11 protein-coding genes and 1 tRNA gene are annotated in these 17,813 nt (G+C 35.2%); 6 read left to right on the forward strand and 6 right to left on the reverse strand.

Annotated elements, in window-relative coordinates:
* Window positions 1–224: 224 nt before the first annotated feature.
* The gene (locus ABID23_RS05880) at window positions 225–593 is read left to right on the forward strand and encodes an XRE family transcriptional regulator (RefSeq protein ID WP_354190260.1); all 369 of its coding nucleotides are present in this window, start codon (window positions 225–227) and stop codon (window positions 591–593) included.
* Window positions 594–693: 100 nt separating this feature from the next.
* Here the strand turns inward: ABID23_RS05880 and ABID23_RS05885 are convergent.
* Window positions 694–768 (reverse strand) — tRNA-Glu (locus ABID23_RS05885).
* Between the two features lie 1,302 nt (window positions 769–2,070).
* On the opposite strand from ABID23_RS05885, the gene ABID23_RS05890 reads away from it, so the two are divergent.
* Together ABID23_RS05890 and glpX are read left to right on the forward strand one after the other, a co-directional pair.
* Window positions 2,071–3,381 (forward strand): homoserine dehydrogenase, encoded by a 1,311-nt coding sequence (locus ABID23_RS05890; protein WP_354190262.1) that lies wholly within the window; start codon window positions 2,071–2,073, stop codon window positions 3,379–3,381.
* Between the two features lie 145 nt (window positions 3,382–3,526).
* Window positions 3,527–4,513, forward strand: coding sequence for a class II fructose-bisphosphatase (gene glpX, locus ABID23_RS05895; protein WP_354190264.1), 987 nt, complete (start codon window positions 3,527–3,529; stop codon window positions 4,511–4,513).
* Window positions 4,514–4,610: 97 nt separating this feature from the next.
* On the opposite strand, the gene ABID23_RS05900 is transcribed toward glpX, so the two are convergent.
* Window positions 4,611–5,717 (reverse strand): branched-chain amino acid aminotransferase, encoded by a 1,107-nt coding sequence (locus tag ABID23_RS05900; protein ID WP_354190266.1) that lies wholly within the window; start codon window positions 5,715–5,717, stop codon window positions 4,611–4,613.
* 297 nt (window positions 5,718–6,014) lie between these two features.
* Between ABID23_RS05900 and ABID23_RS05905 the strand changes: the two genes are divergently transcribed.
* Window positions 6,015–6,326 carry a hypothetical protein gene (locus tag ABID23_RS05905; protein ID WP_354190268.1) on the forward strand — a complete coding sequence of 104 codons (312 nt, stop codon included), beginning with the start codon at window positions 6,015–6,017 and terminating at the stop codon, window positions 6,324–6,326.
* Between the two features lie 164 nt (window positions 6,327–6,490).
* Here ABID23_RS05905 and ABID23_RS05910 read toward each other — a convergent pair whose 3' ends face one another.
* From ABID23_RS05910 to ABID23_RS05920, 3 genes are all read right to left on the reverse strand, one after another.
* Window positions 6,491–9,019: an SPOR domain-containing protein gene (locus tag ABID23_RS05910; RefSeq protein WP_354190270.1), complete on the reverse strand. Its 2,529-nt coding sequence runs from the start codon at window positions 9,017–9,019 to the stop codon at window positions 6,491–6,493.
* A gap of 152 nt (window positions 9,020–9,171) precedes the next feature.
* Window positions 9,172–10,929: an arginine--tRNA ligase gene (gene argS / locus ABID23_RS05915; RefSeq protein ID WP_354190272.1), complete on the reverse strand. Its 1,758-nt coding sequence runs from the start codon at window positions 10,927–10,929 to the stop codon at window positions 9,172–9,174.
* A gap of 33 nt (window positions 10,930–10,962) precedes the next feature.
* On the reverse strand, window positions 10,963–12,165 hold the full coding sequence (locus ABID23_RS05920) for a deoxyguanosinetriphosphate triphosphohydrolase (RefSeq protein ID WP_354190274.1): 1,203 nt from the start codon (window positions 12,163–12,165) through the stop codon (window positions 10,963–10,965).
* 107 nt (window positions 12,166–12,272) lie between these two features.
* Here ABID23_RS05920 and ABID23_RS05925 point away from each other — a divergent pair, with 107 nt between their 5' ends.
* Window positions 12,273–12,596 (forward strand): HesB/IscA family protein, encoded by a 324-nt coding sequence (locus ABID23_RS05925; protein ID WP_354190276.1) that lies wholly within the window; start codon window positions 12,273–12,275, stop codon window positions 12,594–12,596.
* A 1,823-nt stretch (window positions 12,597–14,419) separates the two neighbouring features.
* Here the strand turns inward: ABID23_RS05925 and ABID23_RS05930 are convergent.
* Window positions 14,420–16,591: an isocitrate/isopropylmalate family dehydrogenase gene (locus tag ABID23_RS05930; protein ID WP_354190277.1), complete on the reverse strand. Its 2,172-nt coding sequence runs from the start codon at window positions 16,589–16,591 to the stop codon at window positions 14,420–14,422.
* Window positions 16,592–17,451: 860 nt separating this feature from the next.
* Between ABID23_RS05930 and ABID23_RS05935 the strand changes: the two genes are divergently transcribed.
* Complete coding sequence (locus ABID23_RS05935) at window positions 17,452–17,790, forward strand: hypothetical protein (protein WP_354190279.1); 339 nt, start codon at window positions 17,452–17,454, stop codon at window positions 17,788–17,790.
* Window positions 17,791–17,813: the final 23 nt, after the last annotated feature.

Below are 17,813 nucleotides of genomic sequence, written 5' to 3' on the forward strand. Positions count from 1 at the left end.
CCTTTATTGTCTTTATATTTGTTATCGATTTTGCCCGCCTTATGGACGCGTTAGAGAGTATTTTCTCACACCTTAAAAAGTGGATAACCAAGAGTTAGAGTATACAAAAACTTCTTAAAAAAGCACTCCGAAAAGAACTTCTGATTCGCAATACTTGAGGAAAAATATAAAAAGATTTGTTAGAATCATAGGAAATATTTCTTCTCTAATAGGATTTTTTTTATATGATTACATCATTTGGCAGAATTTTACGTAAACTTCGCATTGATCACTCTGAACGCCTCTTAGATATGGCTAAGAAATTAGACATATCTGTAGGATTTTTATCTTCTGTCGAGATTGGCAAAAAATCTGTACCGATTGGCATGGAAGAAAAGATCATAGAGCTTTATGGTTTAGATAAAGAGAAGGCTTCTCTCTTAAGGAAAGCAGCCTATGCTTGTCGCAAAACTTTTACAATCAAGACTTCTGATCCGTTGAGGCGTGAAGCTGTTGGAGAGTTTGTTAGAAATTTAGAGAATTTTTCACAACAAACCTTAGCAGAATTAAAAGACCTTCTTGAGAAAGTTGGTAAAAAAAGAGGCATCCTATAGAGATGTGTTGCAAAATCCTATTCCCTCACTTTTATTTACGCATCCCTCACTTAAAAAAACATATGGAAAATCAATAAATTATGTACAGTAGAAGAATACATGGTACGCCCAAGGGGAATCGAACCCCTGTTTCCGCCGTGAAAGGGCGATGTCCTAACCGCTAGACGATGGGCGCGAACCAATTATGAGGCTTATAGAGAGGATCTGTTTATTTCGCAAGCCCTCTATTTAATTTTTTCAAAAAAAACGCAGTTTATTGAATTTTATTTTCCAAATCCGCCAGAAAATAGAGGGAAATCATAGTCGTTGATAGAAAATTTTTATGTTAACATCTTTATAAGCTAATATCTTGTGCTCTTTGATTTTTAGAATAGCTGCGTATGATTCAAGCATTAATTCTTAATATTCTAGGCATTTTTACCTTATCTTACTTGTTGTTATAGAATATACACACCTCTGTTTATTTTTTTAAGAATATGTATCTAAAATTTTTGAAGACACTGAATTTGATAGAGAGTAGATTATCGAAATATAACAATAAGCTATAAAATGATGAACATCATATAAAAAATAGCCTTAGTACAGACCATCACTTCATTGAGTAGGATGAAATAAAAATATATATTAGAAATTGACTATTAAACTATATTTATAAATATAATTTAATATTTATAGCTTTGTTTTAATACAAGGATTCATTAATATATACACAGCATACTTAAGAGTTTTCGATTAATTAACTAGAACTTTTACTATATTTTAAGCTCTGTAATGGTAACAAGATATGTTGTATTACATTTTATTATGTTTTGTTGTATCTATCCTTTTAGCTTATCATATGAAAGAATGTTGTTTATTCAATAGTTGCTCTATTGAGGCAGTGGTTTTTACGTGTACTTCGTCAAGTTTTTAAGGATTTTTTGATTAGTAATAAGAATTTTCTTGATTTATATTCTATGTACTGTGCTTTATTTTTATCAAAAATTTCTGGGTATTAAAAAATAAAATTACTCTCTTATATCATTATCAAATGATAACTTACAGCTGTAAGCTCCTTAATTTTTTGTTGGGAATGAATGATTGATTGCATTTTATATTGTACAAATTTTTTAAAGTTTATAAAGCACTTATATTGTTGTAAAAATTAGCATTATGACTACTTCTTTATGATGCTATTGTTTAAAAGCTGTATAAATAAGGAGTACAGGGTTAATGATGAATGGCTTTTATGTACTTATAAGAGAGTTTTTAGTATTTGATTAATGATTTTAAATACTGTTTCTGATGTTTTAGAAATATGAATGTTTATGTTCTATAAGATTTTTCTGTTAAATGAACATTTGTTGTTGTGTTCAAGAAAATTGAGTTTAATAAAGTAGGCGACTTTTTTTTACATCGCATCGGTTGAACACATCAGTTGAGGTGTTTTGTGTATTATGAGCATATTTTTATAGAAGATGGGGGAAACATTATATAAATGACAGAAGCTTTAAGGGTCGGTATTGCGGGACTTGGTACGGTTGGTACTTCAGTTATTCGGATTTTACGTGAAAAAGCTGATAGTTTGGCTTGCCAATGTGGACGGCCAATCAAAATTGTTGCTGTTAGTGCGCGTGATAAGGGGCGTGACCGTGGAGTTGATCTCAGTGATGTAAAATGGTTCGATACACCTTTGGAAATGGCAGCTTGTGATGAGATTGATGTTTTTGTTGAGTTAACTGGCGGTGAATTAGATGTTATTTATGAGGCTGTTAAGAAGGCGCTTGAGATTGGGCATCATGTTGTTACTGCCAATAAAGCACTTCTTGCTTGGCATGGGGTAACTCTTGCTGTTCAAGCTGAGCAAAAAGGTGTTTTTCTTCATTTTGAAGCTGCCGTTGCGGGTGGGATTCCTGTTATTAAAGCTATGAGAGAGTCTCTTCCTGGTAACCATATATCGCGAATCTACGGCATTCTTAATGGAACTTGCAATTATATATTAACTCGTATGTTTACAGAAGGGCTTTCATTTAAAGAGTGTTTAGCAGATGCACAAAGGTTTGGTTATGCTGAAGCGGATCCTTCTTTTGATATTGGTGGGAATGATACTGCTCATAAATTAGCTTTATTGACAAGTTTAGCATTTGGCACAGCAGTTTCGTTAGATGATATTTATGTTGAAGGAATTAGTAATATTTCTCAGGTTGATATTCGAGCCGCTGATGAATTAGGGTATCGGATCAAACTTTTAGGGGTTGCGTTAAAAACTGATTCTGGGATTGAGCAACGTGTTCATCCAACAATGGTACCAGTATCCTCAATGATTGCGCAGATTAATGGTGTGACGAATGCGCTTTCTATTCAAAGTGACTTATTAGGCGAATTACTGTTTTCTGGTCCTGGTGCTGGGGGAGCTGCGACGGCATCAGCGGTTATTGGTGATTTGGCGGATATAGCGAAAGCACGTTCCGGCTTTCAGTATGCACCTGTTTTAGGAAGCCCAGCGTTGAGGCTTTCTCCTCATAAAAAAGCGCGTATTTCTCATCATGCGGGTGGGTATTTTATTCGTTTGAATGTTCATGATCGCGCTGGTGTTTTTGCAGCAGTTGCAAGGCATATGGCTGATAATCACATTTCGTTAGAGTCGATTGTTCAAAGACCTTTTATTGAAAATCAGAGTGTAAAAACGATTATTTTAATAACACATGAAACAACGGAAGTGAATGTACGACAGGTTTTAGATAAAATTGAAAAAGATGATCATCTGGTCGCTAAACCCCAATTTATCCGTATTGAATCTATCGCATAGAATTGATAGTTTGTTTCATTAATAGAAAAAAGTTTGAGTGCTTTTTCTTTCGTGAAAAGTTCTTAATCTTTATCAAGAGTATTCTTTTTAATATTTAATAAAAACAAGTGTTTTTTGTTAGTATTCATTCGGTAGGATTTTTCATATGCCCAAAATTGAGAAGACTTTAAATGGACTTGATCGTATTTTAACACTTGAATTAGTGCGCGTAACTGAACGTGCTGCTGTTGCTGCTGCGCGCTGGCGTGGGCGTGGTGATGAGAAGGCTGCTGATCAAGCTGCTGTAGATGCAATGCGTCAAGAACTTAATCGATTGCCTGTGGATGGTACAGTGGTGATTGGTGAAGGAGAACGCGATGAAGCTCCTATGCTTTATATTGGAGAAAAAGTTGGTCTCCAAAATGGATTAGAGATTGATATTGCACTTGATCCACTTGAAGGGACAACAATTTGTGCTAAGAATCTTTCCAACTCTTTAGCAGTTGTCGCGATTGCTGAAAAAGGAAACCTCCTCTATGCTCCTGATGTCTATATGAATAAGATTGCTGTTGGTCCTGGTTATCCAAAGGGGATTGTTGATATAGATGCACATCCAGCCGATAATATTAATGCTCTTGCAAAAGCTAAGGGAGTGGTTGTTAATCAGATTACTGTCTGTATTATGGATCGTCCTCGCCACGAAAAACTGATTGATGAAGTACGAAAAACAGGGGCATCAATTCGTTTAATTGGTGATGGAGATGTTGCTGCTGTTATTGATACAACGAATCCAGATGATACAGGAATCGATATCTATATGGGAATTGGTGGAGCTCCAGAGGGAGTCTTAGCAGCTGCTGCTTTACGCTGTACTGGAGGGCAGATACAAGGACGTTTGCTCCTTGATACAGATGAAAAGATTGCACGCGTGGCTAAAATGGGAATCAATGATCCCAATAAAGTATATACAATGGAAGAGATGGCAAGGGGAGACGTTTTGTTTTCTGCAACAGGTGTAACAGATGGCAATATGCTTTCTGGTGTTAAGTTTACTCCTCGTTATATTCAAACAGAAACCCTCGTGATGCGATCGCATACAGGAACAATCCGTAATATTAAAGCGCAACATAGAGATTATTCAAAATTTGATTAGATTATTTTTTATTATTATTAAAAAATTATCTTTATTAAAGCACACGCTTCCATAAAAGATCAAAGAGATGCTTTTATGGAAGCGTTAGGAGGAAGGGTTATGAGAGTTGGATAGAATGTACCCAGCCATTTTTGTCTTCTCTATTGCCTTTTTGAAGATCAACAAGCTGTGTGCGAAGTTGTTTCGTAACCTCACCAATCATTTCATTTCCGATAATGATCTCACCGCTTTTATATTTAAAACGACCAATTGATGTGATAACAGCTGCAGTACCACAAGCAAAGGCTTCTTTAAGGTGACCATTTCGTGTATCTTCTTTGAGTGATTCGAAAGAATAAGGACTCTCTTCTATTGTTAATCCCATTTGTTGAGCTAACTGTAAAATTGAATGACGCGTTATTCCAGGAAGGATAGTGCCATTAAGTGCAGGTGTAATAAGTGTATTATTAGCCATAATAAAGAAAACATTCATACCGCCAAGTTCTTCAACCCACTTATGCTCAACCATATCGAGAAAGAGTACTTGGCTACAATTATTTTCAGTTGCGTTTTTTTGTGCAAGTAAACTACCTGCATAGTTACCACCACATTTGGCAGCGCCTGTTCCTCCTGGTCCAGCACGGCTATACTCTGTTTCAACCCATACGCTAACAGGTCTTTCCTCTCCTTGGAAATATGATTCAACAGGAGATGCTATGATACAGAAAAGATATTCTTCAGCAGGGCGAACTCCCAAAAAATTTTCATTGCCAAACATGAATGGGCGTATATAGAGGCTAGCATTGGGGTTTCCAGAAACCCATTTTTGATCAATTTTTACCAATTGGTGGACAGCCTCTAAAAAAATATCTTTTGGCAATTCTGGCATGGCTAACCGTTTTGCGGAATCTATAAAGCGCTGTGCGTTGGCATCAGGGCGAAAGAGTAAAATACGTCCATCTTTTGCACGGTATGCTTTTAAGCCTTCAAAAATTTCTTGCGCATAATGCAAGACAGCACTTGCTGGGCTAATCTCTAAAGATTTGTATGGAGAAATAACTGCATTATGCCAACCTTTATCTTTCGTCCATTGGATGGTGTACATATGATCTGTAAAAAATTGACCAAAACCGGGGTTCTTTAGGATTTCTTCACGTTTCTCATCTGACAAAGGTGAGGGGTGTTTTTCTATTTTTAATGAAATTAAAGATATAGGAGATTTCATAAGTAAAACCTTTTAGGATATGTTTTATTTCTAGGGTGATCTTTTATTATAAAAAATAATGAGATACTTTTGCCGTAACCTTATTATTTAGCAAAACATTTGTGTCAATGTTTTATTATCGAGTTGAAAAAGTACTATTGAAAGAGATTTTGATCTGTGTGTTTCTTTTTTTAGGCTTTATCAAGTAGTCTGGAACCTTTGTCTGTATTTGTCGTTTCCCAAAATAAGTGTCTGAATAATTTTATATATGCATATCTTATAACTTGGAGACAGGGGAATTGGAAAAAGGAATTTACCATGACGGATAGAAATTACCATACATATGAGGAACGTATAGCTTTAGAAAAAAGTGAACGTGAACAACGCAAATCAATTGCTCGAGGTATTTTAGCCATTCTTCTCGCCCTCTTTATTATTTGGTTTATTTTCGGCTTTTTAGGATCTTTTTTTGTAAAGTCTCCTGAACGTACATCTCATTATGGTACGACAGAATCGAGCCAAACAACGTCTCATCCGAAAAAAGACTTAACATCTCCGGTACCTCATGCTTATAAGGGGACAATATCACCTTTACCTCATGAACAAAATTTTTCAGAGGAAAAAGTTTAACACAAGATAAGCTTTAATCCCATACGGATTAAAGACAAAAGTCTCATTAAATTCAAGAGACTTAAAAAATTGTAGAATTTTAACTCTTGAAGCTAATCTAGCAGTTAATAAGCTCGCTTTGAAATAAACAGTATAATGACTTCAACAATCATTATATTGTTTACTTAGCGTGTGATGAAGCAATCCCCCCCAGAAACTTTTATATTTTCACAAAGGTTTATAGCTTCATCTCGGTTTTGTGTTTGAACACGAACACGATAATATGTCCCTTTTCCTGGTATAAGGGCAGATTGAATATCTACAGGACGAACACCAATAAGTGATGCAAATCTAGACTTCATTTTTTTCAGGGAATCTCTAGCTAAGGTATGAGTTGGTTGGGATGCAAGCTGTACATAATAATTTTCTGAGTTTTGTGTGGTAACTTGGTTTGATTGTGTTGGGTGAGAAGCTGTATAGGCTTGTGGCTCTACACTTCTTTCAGCCGGTAAAGGAAGAGGTATAGCTTTCTCTTCAATATGGGAAGAGGAATCATTTTCGGCTATTATTTTATCAATTTCATTTGTAAAAGTATCTTCTTCTCCTTCTTTATCCTTTACATAAGCTTCATGTGAAGAAACAGGAGAAAAATCTTGAATCTGATCTACAGTATTGTGATCAATTATTTCTTCTGGCTTATCAGTCGTTGTTTCCTCTATGTCATGTTTTGGCGCTAATAGAATTGAACCATCTTGATTTACAACAACAGTTTGTACTTCCCGTGTTGGAATGGTATGGTTGATAGCTTTAGTTACTGCATTTTCTACGTCAAATTCGTCAAAGAAAGAGGATGAAGAATTTGTAGATTCTTGTTGGCTTATTTCTGCTAAGTTTTCAGGTTGTTCAGAATTATCAATAAGGAACTTTTGCGTATTTTCTTGTTTGTCATTTTGTTCTGTTGTTTGTTTATAAATATCTAGATTATGCGCAATATCATTCTTTGTTTTAGCCGTTTCTTGTTTGAATTTGAAAGGCTTTTCGTCGGCATAGATAATGGGTGTAGTTCCATTTTTTTGTGATGGCATAAAAAAATGGAAATAACCAATAAAACCACTCGCAATTAATACAAGAAGAACAATACTTGTGACAAAAGTTCTACCACCAATAAAACTTTTAAAAAAAGAAGTGCTTACGGTTTGGAGAGGGCTTTGATCTGTATCTCTGTATAATGGACCCTCAGAAAGAGAGGATGGGTAATGTCCTATATTATCAGCAGAAATATGGCTAGTATTTTGATCTTGGAAGTTTCTAGATGTATCTATTCGTGATTCTTGCATAGTTTGGTGAAAGATTTCATTGAAAGCTTGATCTTGCTGTTGTTGTTGAGAAAGATTTTCTTTTGAAATATTTCCAACACTGAGCACATCAGCGAATTCTTCCTTTAAATCATCCGTTGGTATGTCGTATTCTGGAGTCTCATATGGAACTTCAGGAACCATAATTGGTCCAGTTTTTTCTACGATTGCTTCTGAAAAGTTATAAGTGTCGACATTGGGAGGAAGGGTATTCCTATTTGTATAGTTGTGCGTAGGAAAACTCTCTGTTGGTTTTGTACTGGGAGGTTTGGATGAGGGATATATATCATCTAAATTATTTTGATTGTAAGGGCCTTCTTTTTTGTTACTTTGCTCGGCAGAGGTACGGTCAGCGTCATGAGAGTATTGGGTCTGAGTATCGTAATGCTTTTGAGTATTTTCAGCGTCAACATCTTGGTGCAGAGGCTTTTTTTCATAAAATTGAGGATAATCGGTCGTATAGTCTTCTTCTGGTAAGTCATTTAAGTCAGGCTGCTCATTCCCTTGCATTGAATGCAAAAATTGTGAGGAGTCGTTTGCTGTTTCATTTTCTTTTATCCTCTTTTGTTCTGAAGTAGGGGCAGAAGAAGAGAAAAATACGCTGTCATTCGGAGAAGTGAGAGAAACATCAGTATAATATTTTTTAGCTCTCTTTTCTTGATGTGCCGAAACTTTATAAGTATGCTCTGTGAAAGGATCGTGGAGATTTTGGTTATCGCCATAATCTTGCTGCACGTTAGGAGTGTTCGATTGTTGTGCAGATTGTTGTGAAAAATGACTGTCTGGTTCAACACGTTTCGTAGAAACACCATGATTATTCTGTCTATCAATTTCATCAAAAAAGTAACTTTCTGACTGTGCATTAAAGTCACTTTTTTTAGAAAAAGGATCGTCACGAACTGATGCTGTTCTATTTCGATATGACTGATTCTTTTTGATAGGTAGTGGAGAAAGGGCATCTAAAATTTGCTCTTCATCATGACTGACCGGTGAAGATTTTGCAGACTCAGATAAAAAACTTTCTTTTTCTTTATGATTATAGGAAGAAGTTTGTGCAACATTTGAGGTTGGTTCATTGTGGTCTACATGTGAATCCCGCTGCTTCTTTTGATTATCAAACGGGAGGTCGTTTGTTAAATTATTTTCAAACTCTGCTTCTAGAAAAGACAAATCAAAATCATCATCAGGTGATGCTTTAGGAGTGTGGGATACTGATTGATCATCCTGTAATGAAGATGAATCATTTTGATTTTTGTTTTGTCTGCCTAAATTAAAAATTCGCGTGAGTCTCTCCAAAGTGTCATGATGTTCATGATCTTCTTCCATTTCGCGCAGATTTTTGCGATCGTTGTCGCTCATAGTCTCTCTCACATGATGATTTGCATTTGCCTGCAATTAATGGTCAATTTTGATTTTCATATTAATTTACAAATTTCCCCCCCCTCCTGCGATAAGAATATATGAAAAAGTTTATCAATAAAGTACTTATTTTATGTATTTATAGAAATTTTTCAACGCATTTCTGTTGGCGCTTCAACTCCTATAATAGTTAATCCTGATAATAAGATATTTAGAACAGCTTGGATTAATCCCAATCTAGCAAATGATAGTTCTCTATCATCAGGCTGAATAAAGCGTAAATCGAGATTTTCACTTCCTTTATTCCAATGGGCATGAAAGCTGGAAGCGAGGTCATAAAGATAAAACGCTAATCGGTGGGGTTCTTTATGAATTACGGCTTGCTCAATGATACGCGGATATTCAGAAAGTTTGCGTATTAAGGATATCTCATGATCGTTTGTTAATCGATCAAGGTGCGTAATCATAGTGTCATTTGAGAGTTTTTCAATATGAAGGATTTCTTGCGCTTGACGCAAAACTGAATGACAGCGTGCGCTTGCGTATTGCACATAAAAGATGGGGTTATCTTTTGATTGTTCTGTTACTTTTGCAAAATCAAAATCAAGAGGTGCTTCACACTTACGGTAGAGCATCATGAAACGGACTGGATCACGACCAACTTCTTCTACAACATCGCGTAAAGTGACAAATGATCCTGCTCTTTTTGACATGCGCACAGGTTGACCATTGCGAAAGAGTTTTACTAATTGGCATAAAAAGACGCTTAATTTGGCTTTATCACCAGAAATTGCTTTTGCCATTGCTTCTAGTCGCTTCACATAACCAGCATGATCTGCACCTAGGATATAAATCATTTCATCAAAATGACGATTAAACTTGTCATGAAAATAAGCAACATCGGCGGCAAAATAAGTATAAGAACCGTCAGATTTAACTAAAACACGATCTTGATCATCTCCAACATCTGTTGAACGGAAAAGAGTTTGCTCACTGGCTTCCCAATCTTCGATATTCTGTCCTTTTGGTGGCGGAAGCTTTCCTTTGTATATATAACCGTTCAAAGTTAGGTCATTGATTGTGTTACGAATAGCACGCGCATTATCAGCGTAAAGCATCCGCTCAGAAAAAAAGATATCGTGATAAATATTAAGGGCAGCTAAATCTTCACGAATCATTGACATCATTGCATCAATTGCACGTTCTTTTACGATAGAGAGAGCTTCCTCTTTGTCCATGGTGAGCAACTGGTCATTAAACTCTTGAGCAAGAGCTTGTCCCAGTGGGATCAAATACTCACCAGGATAGAGACCTTCAGGAATTTTATTGATTTTTTGTCCTAGAGCTTCGCGATAGCGTAGCAGTACAGAGTAGGCAAGTATTTCAATTTGTTTACCTGCATCATTGATGTAATATTCTTTTGTAATGTCATACCCGACGAATTGCAGCAAATTGGAGAGAACATCGCCCACAACAGCGCCTCGGCAATGTCCTACATGCATCGGTCCCGTAGGATTTGCTGATACATATTCAATATTGATGCGTTTTCCTTGTCCCATAGGGATGCGACCGTAGGAGTGTCCCAACTCAAGCATAGACTTTATGAGATCTTGCCAAAATTTTCTTGTCAGCTTAATGTTGATAAAACCGGGACCGGCAATATCAATATTCTCTATAGAGGGATCGTTTTGGAGAAGCTTTATGATCTTTTCTGCGAGTGTGCGGGGATTTAATCCAATAGCTTTTGCAAGCACCATGGCAGCATTGGTTGATAGATGCCCATGTGAGGAATCGCGCGGAGGATCAACGGTGATTTTTGATAAATCTAAATCTTCGCCATCTTTTCCTTTTATATCAGACAGTTCAAGTGATTTTTTAATTTTATTTTCGAAGTTTTTAAAGATATTCATATTGAACTTCCATTATGAGGTATTGAAAAGCAATTAAATGAAATTATCTGTGAGGTCAAATAAACGCTGATATTCACGTAGAGCATAATGATCTGTCATACCTGACAAAAAGTCAGCAATAAGACGCGCTAATTCATGATTTGCTAAGTGGGGTGTTTTACTGCACCAGTTTTCAGGCATTTTTTCTGGGTTCTCATAATAACAGTTGAATAATTTTTGCACAATGCGTTTTGCCGTATTACGACGACTGAGGACTTGATCGTGGTAATAAAGATTTTTAAATAGAAAATTTTTAAGTTCTTTTTCGTAAACGGTCATTGTCGGTGAGAAGGTGATAATGGTTTGTTTTGCTTGGTAAATGTCATTAATGTTTTTGGGGTTGATGTGTGCTAAGTTTTTTTGAGATTGTGTGATAACGTCTTTAACCATGGCTCTTATCTGTCTTCGTACCAGTGTGTAACCGCGCCTGTCCTGATCGAGTTGTAGATATTGGTCCGTTATACCTTTTAATAATTCTGCTGTGAGTGAAACTTGTTCGAATTGATCGAGTGTTAAAAATTGTGAGCGCAGCCCATCATCAATATCATGTGCATTGTAAGCAATATCATCAGCAATGGCAGCACATTGTGCTTCTAGCCCTGCAAAACACTCCAGTTCAAGATTCTGCTTTTCATTGTATTCTAGAATATCCACAGGAACAGTTTTATTGTTCGCGTAAGGACCTAGAAGGGGGCCATTGTGTTTAACAAGTCCTTCGAGTGTTTCCCAAGTTAGGTTCAGTCCGTCAAAGTTTGCGTAGCGTTGTTCTAGCTGTGTGACAATGCGTAACGCTTGTGCATTGTGATCAAAGCCGCCATAAGGTGCCATCACTTCATTAAGGGCATCTTCCCCTGCATGTCCAAAAGGCGTGTGTCCAAAATCGTGAACAAGAGCAATGGCTTCGGCAAGATCTTCATCAAGATGAAGTGCGCGCGCTAAGGTTCGTGCAATTTGAGAAACCTCTATGGAATGTGTCAGCCGTGTACGATAATGATCGCTTTCATCAGCAATAAATACTTGTGTTTTGTGTTTCAATCGTCGAAATGCGTTAGAGTGAATAATACGATCTCTATCTCGTTGAAAAGGGGATCGCATAGTACTCGTCGTTTCATGAAATAATCTACCACGGCTTTTTTGTGGATTGGCACTATAGACCGCTCGAAATTGGTAATTCATATTGAAATTTCTTATATCCATTGCAAGCTGTCCATTCTCAGCTTAAATTAAGGCTGTTGTATTATTTATAAACTTTTTTAAGTTTGGGATACTCTTTCTTGACAGTTTAATGCAAGGGTATATAGAAAATGAGTGTGAATATTTCAGATATTGCTGCCAAACGGATTGCACAAATACTTTTGAGTGAACCTGATAAAGTAGGATTACGTATTTCTGTTGAAGGCGGTGGGTGTTCAGGTTTTTCTTATAAATATGATTTGGTTTCGGAAAACAGTAAAGATGACCTTGTTCTAAAAAAAGGTAAAGCGGTTGTCTTTATTGATTCGCTTTCACTTCCTTTTATGGAGGGGGCTGAAATTGATTTTGTTGATGATCTTATGGGACAGTCTTTTCAAATTCATAATCCTAACGCCGTCTCATCATGTGGGTGTGGTGTGAGTTTTTCAATTTAAAGTCATGATAACGACTTTGTGATATTGTTTTTTGAAAAACTAATTGCTTTGGTTAATCAAAATAAAAAATGGGTAAAACAATAGATTATTGTAAACTTAAAGAAATGTGAGCACCTTAATTGTATTATATTTTGTTGCAATGTTTTTAATTTTTTCTGAGCTTTTGTATTGCTTCAAGAGTTGGTTCCTTGTGGTCTGTATCCTTTAGTATAAAAGATATGGTGTATAGAGAGATGGCATTTTATCTTTTATCCAGCGGGTAGTTGCTTTAAGTTGTGATACTGTTTTGCTTGATTTGGTTGTTCGTATTTCCATTCATTTTCTTAAATTATGTACTAGTTTTTTATATCTCCTTATTTGCATTCGTGAAAAAAAATTAAAGTAAAGTTTTTTGTCATATTTTCTTGCATTTGTCACAAATGAATATTTTATCCCTAATCGAGCCTATTTAATTTTTTTTCTAACTCTGATAAAATCGGCAGAAAGTATCTGTTTAGAATTTATTTTTCTCTGTTCTATTTTTACGTTTTGCCAGTTAATGCGAACAGCATCACTATGATGCAAGAATGTATATATAAAGAATATTCACGACGCGTTCATGAACACCAACAGTTTATCGTTGATTATATTTTTTAATATCTTCTTCTGTCCAAATTAGGAACTCCTCTTTATTTTGAGAGATAGTTGTTTAATCTCTAAAGCTAGATTATTCTCTAAAAGTCTTTGATCAATTGTCTATTTAAAAACTCTATTAAATAAGATCAGAAACTCTCTGGCTGTTCCTAGTACTTTTTTACGTCGCTCAATATTCGCAATACTATGTTTTTGTAGTGTTAGAAAAGTTATGTTTATTGATAGGATTAAAATATTTTGGAGTATGCAAATGAGTTTTCAGTCAATTTTTTTGTGTCTGTTTAGGGAAAATACACCTTTATTATTGGGATAGATTATTTTTATCGTTATCAATAATCTTTTATATTTCACAACTTTTCCCATATTCCCATGTATTTTTCATATCTAATGCGCGTGTATTATATAATTTGATTATAGTGTAGGTTTGTGCAACTTTATAAGTGTATTCTGTCATGCAAATTGGGGGTATATAAAAATCGATATCTCAAAATTTTAACCGTTTTTGCCAAAGTTATATAAAGTAAGTATTTATAATTTTTTTAAAGAGATTTATGGCTTTCTTGAAGCCATATACTTCTAAGTCATTCTTCGTCTTTCAAGTGCAAATAAAATACGCATTTTCGTTTTATGAAAGCTTGCAGTATGATGAATAATCTCAGATAACTTTGGATTAGAAAGAATTAATGTACCATGACGGTTAGAAAAAAACCAATTTCCAAGAAAAACGTTTATTCTTATCAATGATTAAAGGGACCTACACGGTTCGTATGCGTGCATAGTTTGTACCAGAAATCATACTTTTGTAAAAAGAGGGTGCTGTTGAGCCTTAATTTCAGCAATATTTCGGGCAGAACCATGAATAACAGTTCCTACAATTTTTTGCTATAGTACTTATGAGGCAATATATTTCCTCAATTGGCATAATTCTATCGACCATTATTATCAATGATCACAACAGATCTGGCAGCTACATCATCAATATAATTATCAGCATTGGTAAATGTTTTATTTTCTGGACTCAAAGTCTCATATTGTCCTGTAAAGAAGAACTAACTATTTTGATATTCTTTAAACGTAGTTTAATGTTAGAAATTACTTTGCAAATATAAATTACCTTAGGGCATGAGAAATAGCTGCTGTATCTCATGCAAATAATCGTTTTTTGAGTCTTTCTACATTTTCATCAAGTATCATTTTTTCTCTGTTTTTAAATATCTTTTTAAAACCAGCCATGCTGCGTATTCTTGTAAAACCACGTTTAAAAGTGGTCGTGTATAGGGAAAAGAAATATGGTCCTCATTATAGCCGTTCATCTGTACAGTTAGTATCGCATGTCCAAGACTTTCCTGCTGACTTTCTAATACCTGCAAAGAAGGTGATAAACTGACATCAACTTTAAACTGTGGAACATTTTCCTCATTTTTTTCTATTGGTTGAAAATATTTTAAAAGCAGAGGGTCATTTGCTGACCAATGAACCTCTGCATACATTGCTAATTGTTCACGAGTAGTGGTAATTCCTGTTCCAACCAAATATGGACGAAAATGATTTTCAAATTCTTCAATTAAATGCTGTGCCAAAGGCGTTGAAGATTGACCAATCAGTTGTACAAGAACATAAGGACTTTTCCATAAAAAATGCCGTTCGAATGGTTCAGTGGCGAAATGATCATCCACCCAATGTGCAATTGTACTTTCGTCAATTCCAATTAAAGTCCATGCATATTGAGCGCGTGTTACAAAAGAATATTTCTTTTCGCCATGTTCTAAATACTCTTCTAAAAGGGCAAGAGCCTGTGTAGGTGGACCAGGCAAAACAACAAGGGAACTTCCCTCACAAGAGAGATAAAAACCAGGCGCTGTTCCTGTAGGATTATCGAGTACTTTTGCTGTTTCAGGAAACAATGCTTGACGTGCATTGCTTTTATCCGGTGTAATACCTAATCGCTGTAATTGACTTTTTATTGTTTGCCAAACAGCTTCATGGTGAATTAATGGTTGTTGCACAGCTTTTGCAATTGCATCACGTGTTTTATCATCTGATGTTGGTCCTAATCCTCCACTGATAATGATCAGATCTTCTTGTCCAAGACAGGCAATTACTGTCTCACTTATTTGCTGTAATTGATCAGCACAAACAAAATGACGCGTGACTTGTATATTTCTTTTTTCTAAGCTTTGACTCAAATCTTGCAAATTTGTATTCAAATATTGTCCCGAAAGAAGTTCATCACCAACCGTAATAATCGCCGCACGACAGATAGTAACAGGACTTACAAGGGAATTGAGAACAGTTTCTGCCATTTGGCGAGTGGAAGCTAATCCCCCCAAATCATAGGTCACAGTTTTACCGGCACGAATAACTTGATCAACACTTTCAGATAGTTGTTGCGCTGCATCTTTAAAATCTAAATAGTCTAAAAGTAAAGCCGTGGTATAAAGCATGGCGGAAGGGTTGGTTTTATTCTGTCCAGCAATGCGCGGTGCACTGCCATGAACAGGCTCAAAATAAGCAATTTTGCTTCCAACGTTTGCACTAGGTGCAAGTTCTAATCCGCCCATGACTCCAGCAGCAAGACCAGAGAGAATATCACCAAACATATTTTCAGCAACAATAACACCAAACTGCTCTGGCTTTGTTGCAATCCGTAAAGCAACTGCATCAACGTTATGAATATCTGCTTCAATTTCTGGATAATTTTGAGCAATATTCTCAAAAATTTCTTGAGCAAACTGACTACTCTCCCGCATAACATTTGGCTTATCAGCAAAAGTAACCCGCCCAAATCCATATTTGCGTGCATAAGAAAAAGCGTATTCAAATAACCGCTTTAAACCAAAACGTGTCTGCAAACGGACTGTCCACGCTGTTTCCTCAAGACCATATTTTTCTAAATTGGGATGTCTCAACCATGTAGCTTTTTCAGGAGTTATTCCACGAAAATCTAGACCAGCATAGAGACCTTCGCTATTCTCTCTGATCACACAAAAATGAAAAGGCTTTCTTGGGCCAAAGATATATCTGATAGGTCGTATATTGGCAAATAGGTCTAACTTTTGGCGAAGCTGAATAACAGGAGAAACATAAGAAAGTTTTTTCTCTCTTAAATGGGGTGCAAGCTCTTTAAAAGCAGTTTCTTTTTCTTTACTTGTCACAGCACCAAGTAAAATAGCATCACTTTCAACAATCTTTTGCCAAGTTGCTTGAGGAATAGGATCACCTTCCTGTTTCCAACATTCCCAACCAATATTACCGTGAGTTAACGTAATCGGCAATTGCAATTGCTCTAAAGCCATCAGCGCAGCATCACAAACTTCTGCTCCCACTCCATCACCAGGTAATACAAGAACTTTCTTTTTCATAATCCCTCCCCCCATTCAGCAAGAAATGTATTTGTCATAGAAGGATTATAATTACACAAACGTGTTTCAATACCAAGATCTTATATTCATGATTTGAATAACAACTTCTGGTTTGATTATCTACGGTTGTAAATTGCAACTTTTCATCTAACAGAGTCAAAAATCTCTCAATATACCTGATAACCTTATTGCAGCACCCATTTGCAACAGCATTATAAATTAATATATCCTTTTACAACGTGATGGAAAGAGTTTAGTTAAATACAGATACGATATTTGAAGCGAACTCTAAAAATATAGATTCTTTTCGCTTTTGTGTAGAGCAGTCATTTGGATAATAGACTGACTACTTATTTATCAATAAAGTGATATAATTTATTTAAGGATGTGTTTTCATTTAACTGATATTGCACTTACTAAATTTGATAAAATACATAAACACATAAAAAAATAAATTTTTTATATATTGTTTTCTTTATGTGTAAAAATATTTTTTATTTTATTATTTAAAAAGATATTTTAGTATTTATTAAAAAAATAAAATACTGATATTTATTTATCATATATTCTATATTGATAGCATATTTCTTCTTTATTAAGTAATATTTATTAAAATATATTAATATGTTATATGAAATTTTTTAGTCTTTAATGCATTATAAATTTAATGTAAAATTTTATCTATATAGAATTATTTTTTAAAATTTATTTATGTTTTAATTGTTTTTATGATTTGTCTCATAAAGAAATATACTTTAAATTTATTGTTTGCATAATATGTTTTACTGTGTTATATTATATTAATTGTTATGAATAGTATTCTACTTTTTCAGCAAAGAAAAAGAGGAGCAAAGAAAGCTATGTTTAAAATATTCAAAAGTAAGTTATTTTTATATATTATTACGATGTCTGTTTTTTGTTTTTTACAAATTATGGAAAGTTATGCAAATTTTGGACAAAGTCAATTGCAAGGGGGCGGGGCTGTTACGCTCATAAAAGAAGATACAAAGATGGGGATCGTCGATATGTCTGTTCTCCGTAATATTGGGGAGCAAGATGAACTTGCTTTTGGAAAAACTGAAGCAGTATCTTTGTATGATGTATTTTGGGGAAGTATAGGTGTTGTTGGATTATTAGCTTCTTTAATTACCGTGGATATACCGGGGATTGTTGTATCTCTTATAGGTTTACTGATATAAATGCAGAATAATATCAGATATTA

This window comes from Bartonella silvatica (assembly GCF_040545155.1).
Lineage (GTDB): Bacteria > Pseudomonadota > Alphaproteobacteria > Rhizobiales > Rhizobiaceae > Bartonella > Bartonella silvatica.